Origin of the sequence: uncultured Campylobacter sp. (genome assembly GCF_905371695.1) — a bacterium.
GTDB lineage: Bacteria > Campylobacterota > Campylobacteria > Campylobacterales > Campylobacteraceae > Campylobacter_A.
Genome location: NZ_CAJPMA010000120.1, coordinates 1 through 3,919, shown reverse-complemented (window position 1 = coordinate 3,919; position 3,919 = coordinate 1). Strand labels below are relative to the sequence as shown.

The 3,919-nt window shown below is 44.5% G+C and carries 5 protein-coding genes; 4 read left to right on the top strand and 1 reads right to left on the bottom strand.

The genetic code is table 11. The annotated features are described in order from the left end of the window. The 4 genes from QZ147_RS08600 to QZ147_RS08585 all read left to right on the top strand — a co-directional run. Positions 1 to 484, top strand: a 484-nt coding sequence (locus tag QZ147_RS08600; RefSeq protein ID WP_295149352.1) for a DUF2603 domain-containing protein, incomplete at its 5' end; no start/stop codon positions are given. Then, entirely contained in the window at positions 481 to 1,842 is a 1,362-nt protein-coding gene (gene hemN, locus QZ147_RS08595) for an oxygen-independent coproporphyrinogen III oxidase (RefSeq protein WP_295149349.1), read from the top strand. The genes QZ147_RS08600 and hemN, both read left to right, overlap by 4 nt. Before the next feature lie 9 nt (positions 1,843 to 1,851). After that, on the top strand, positions 1,852 to 3,105 hold the full coding sequence (locus QZ147_RS08590) for a (Fe-S)-binding protein (protein ID WP_295149347.1): 1,254 nt from the start codon (positions 1,852 to 1,854) through the stop codon (positions 3,103 to 3,105). Positions 3,106 to 3,121: 16 nt separating this feature from the next. Then, positions 3,122 to 3,607 (top strand): DUF5416 family protein, encoded by a 486-nt coding sequence (locus QZ147_RS08585; RefSeq protein ID WP_295149345.1) that lies wholly within the window; start codon positions 3,122 to 3,124, stop codon positions 3,605 to 3,607. 44 nt (positions 3,608 to 3,651) lie between these two features. Here the strand turns inward: QZ147_RS08585 and QZ147_RS08580 are convergent, their stop codons facing one another. Then, the gene (locus tag QZ147_RS08580) at positions 3,652 to 3,900 is read right to left on the bottom strand and encodes a hypothetical protein (protein ID WP_295149342.1); all 249 of its coding nucleotides are present in this window, start codon (positions 3,898 to 3,900) and stop codon (positions 3,652 to 3,654) included. Between the last annotated feature and the right edge of the window lie 19 nt (positions 3,901 to 3,919).

Here is a 3,919-nt window from a genome sequence, read left to right as displayed (position 1 = left end):
AAAAAATCTACAAAAAACATACGAAAAAATAGATGAAATCTCAGGCGAGCTCGGGATAAAAGAGGGCGAGAAAACGATATTTGAGATCGTGCCGACAAGCGATCCGAGTCAAATGAGCCTCAGCCTAAAAAGCGGCTCGTGGGACGGAGTGGAACCTTGGTTTGGCATTGACGAAAATCAAAATTTGCACACGATGGTTTCGTTAAAATCGCTCTCACAGCTCATCGAAGCCTACCGCAACGTCCAAAAGGAAAATTTCGAGCTAAGGCTCGAAAAGACGATTTGGCAGAACGTGCCGATAGATTTCGCCGACGTTTGGGTCGTGGCGATGGACGAGATACGCAAGATCGCCGCAAAAAATAAAAACAAAAAAAGCATCGACGTAAATTTGGAAAAACTGGTAAAGGGTATCAAAAAGCAGTATCCAAATTTGTTCGTCGATATGCAGAATTTAATGAAAAACGCGAGGAATAAAACGCTATGATAGATTTTGACGCTTACGTGAAGTATTCGCGCCCGGGACCGCGCTACACGAGCTATCCGACCGCGCCCGAGTTTAGCGATAAATTTAGCTACGAGGACTACCTGCGGGAGCTAAAAACCCGCGACGTCTCGCGCCCGCTTTCGCTTTATCTGCACCTGCCGTTTTGCCGCAGCGCCTGTTATTTTTGCGGTTGCAACGTAATTTATACGAGCAAAGAGGACCGCAAAACGCGCTATATGCAGTATCTGCAAAAAGAGCTTGATCTGCTGGCGGCAAATCTCGACACGAGCGCGCCTGTGCTGCAAATGCACTTTGGCGGCGGCACTCCGACATTCTACGGCGCGGGTCAGCTAGATGAAATCATAAAAATGATAAAGGCTAAATTTAAAAATTTCTCGCCAGAGGCTGAAATCAGCTGCGAAATCGACCCGAGATTTTTAACGTCCGAGCAGCTTGACGTGCTCGTCTCTCACGGATTTAACCGCGTTAGCTACGGCGTGCAGGACTTTGACGAGCGGGTGCAAAAAGAGATCCACCGCATCCAGCCCTACGAGATCACCAAAAACGCCGTGGATATGGCGCGCGCTAAGGGCATAAACTCGATAAATATGGACCTGATCTACGGCCTGCCGTATCAGACGCTAGATAGCTTTAAAGCGACGCTGGATAAGGCTCTGACGCTGTCTCCCGACCGTCTTGCGGTGTTTAACTACGCGCACGTGCCGTGGATAAAAAAATCTATGCGCAAATTTGACGAAGCCACTCTGCCTAGCCCCAAAACCAAGCTTGAAATTTTAAAATACACGGCCGAGTTTTTTATCAAAAACGGCTACAAAATGATCGGCATGGATCACTTTGCAAAGCCGGGCGACGAGCTTTTCTGCGCACTTGCTAACGGCACGCTTCACCGAAATTTCCAAGGCTACACGACCAAGGGCGGAGCCGATCTTATCGGTATCGGACTAACTAGCATCGGCGAGGGGCAAAGATACTACGCGCAAAATTTCAAAGACATGGACGAATACGAAAAAGCCCTAGATAGCGGCGTTTTGCCGTATTGTAAGGGTATATATCTAACTGGCGACGATCTAATCAGAAAAGCCGTAATAATGAGCCTGATGAGCAACTTTGCGCTTGATATCAAAGCGGTCGAGGCTAAATTTGACATCAAATTTTTCGAGTATTTTAAGGATGATTTGGTCGAGCTTGAAAATTTGAGCGAATTCGTAACCGTAACGCCCGAAAAAATCAGCGTAAACGAGACCGGCACGCTAATCATCCGAAATATCGCGATGTGCTTTGACGCGTATTTGAAAAAAATACCGGAAAATTTACGCCGATTTTCAAAAACGGTTTGATGGGCGGACATGTTTAAATTTAGCGAAATTTCAGATAAATGCGTAAAATGCGGCAAATGCATCCAAGTCTGCACGATCCACAAGATAAACTCCGACGAAACGACCTCTCCGCGCGGTTTTTTGGATCTCGTGGGAGCTTACGAGCGCGGCGAGCTAAAGCTTGATAAAAGCGCGAAAAATATCTTTGAAAGCTGCTTTTTATGCACGAGCTGCGTCGAGGTATGTCCAAACTCCTTGCGCGTGGATACGGCGATAGAAAACGTCCGTCGCGACATCGCGGAGAAATTTGGCATCGCGTGGTATAAAAAGGCGTTTTTTTGGTTGCTTCGCCACCGCGCGGTGATGGACTTTTGCGCGAGGCTGGGATATGTGTTTCAAAGCTGCGCGTTTAAGATCCGAGAAGGCGCGATGAGTCCGAGATTTAGCCTGCCGATGGTGAAAAAAGAGCGGCTTTTGCCCACTGCTAGCAAAAAGAGCTTTTTAAACTCGCACGCCGAGTTTATCGATAACGGCGGTGATAAAACCATCGGAGTTTTTATCGGCTGTATGGGAAACTACGCGTATACTGGCATCGGCGAGGCTTTGGTTAAGATAGCGCGCGAGCTTGGGTTAAATTTAAATTTAATGAAAAAGCAGGCCTGTTGCGGCGCGCCGGCGTATTTTACGGGGGATTTTGCGACGGTCGAGGTTTTGGCAAAGCGAAATATAGAGTATTTTGAAAAAATGTTGGGAGAGCTAGATGCTATCATCGTACCGGAGGCGACCTGTTCGGCGATGATAAAGATCGACTACGAACACTTTTTTCATGATGACGAGCAGTGGCGAGAGCGCGCAAAAGCTGTAAGCAAAAAGATATTTTTAGCGACGGAGTATTTTGAAAAATTTACGAATTTGGCTGAAATTTTGGCTAAAAAAGACAAAAATTTGACCTCCGTAACCTATCACGACCCTTGCCACGCTAGAAAAATGCAAGGTGTTTTTAAAGAGCCTCGCAAACTGCTCGCTCAAAACTACGAAATGACCGAAATGGACGACCCAAACGAGTGCTGTGGTTTTGGCGGCGTGACGATGCAGTCTGAAAAATATCACCTAAGTCGCGCGGCCGGACAAAGAAAATCCGAGATGATAAAAAACTCGGGCGCAAAAATCGTAAGCGCGGAGTGTAGCGCCTGTAAAATGCAAATTTCAAATGCGTTACATATAGGCGGCTCAGACGTGAAATGCAAAAACCCTATCGAACTCATAGCAAGAGCACTGGGGTAGCAGGCGAGGAGATGGCATGAAAAGCGCTTATTTTGAGCGAAATTTTAGCGATTATGAGATCGTAACGACTAAAAATTTAGGGAATTTCGTGGTCGTAAAAGATGAAAATTTTAGTGATTTAGTCGGCGGAGAAGTCGAAAATTTAAAGTTTAAAGATTGCAAAAAGAGACTAAGCGAATTTTTTGCGGCAGATAAAAACGATGAAAATTTCGTGTTTCAAGACGTTAAAATTTTAGAGGGCGTAACTAGTTTAAAGATCGTGATCAACGGATTTGGCGTGCAGGATAGCTTAAAATTCGATCCTGATTTAATCGCTCTTTGCGAACCTTATAGATACGCGATCTCTAATCAAAATTACGAAATTAGTATGAAATTAAACGAGACGGCTTTGCGAGCGGAGAAATTTTTGCAATCCATAGAGTATGAATTTGCAAGCGGCGAACGTAAAATTTTAGTTTACACAAATGAAAATTTGATTTTTGACAGAATTTTAAAAAAATAGCTGGCGGCAAGCGCGATCCTAGGGCGATATTAAAATTTGGAAGATTAGTCCTCCAAATCGATGTCTATTTTTTCTAAATTCGTAGTGATATTTTTAGCGTTTTTTTCTATATCGTGTTTGTTTTTTTCGATTAGCACGCGGTTATTTTCGATGAGAGAACGGTTTTCTTTTATCCCTTCGGCATTCTGCTCCATCAGCTTTGCTAGCGTAGCCATACGCTTTTCGTGGCGTATCATTAGAAAATATATCGCATAGATTAGGATTAAAATCACTATCCAAGGTAGAAATTGCATTTTTAGCCTTTCAAAATTT

Excerpts from the sequence above, each read along its gene's own strand:
- hemN (WP_295149349.1), top strand. The coding sequence starts at position 481 with ATGATAGATTTTGACGCTTACGTGAAGTATTCGCGCCCGGGACCGCGC.
- QZ147_RS08590 (WP_295149347.1), top strand. The coding sequence starts at position 1,852 with ATGTTTAAATTTAGCGAAATTTCAGATAAATGCGTAAAATGCGGCAAA.
- QZ147_RS08585 (WP_295149345.1), top strand. The coding sequence starts at position 3,122 with ATGAAAAGCGCTTATTTTGAGCGAAATTTTAGCGATTATGAGATCGTA.
- QZ147_RS08580 (WP_295149342.1), bottom strand. The coding sequence starts at position 3,900 with ATGCAATTTCTACCTTGGATAGTGATTTTAATCCTAATCTATGCGATA.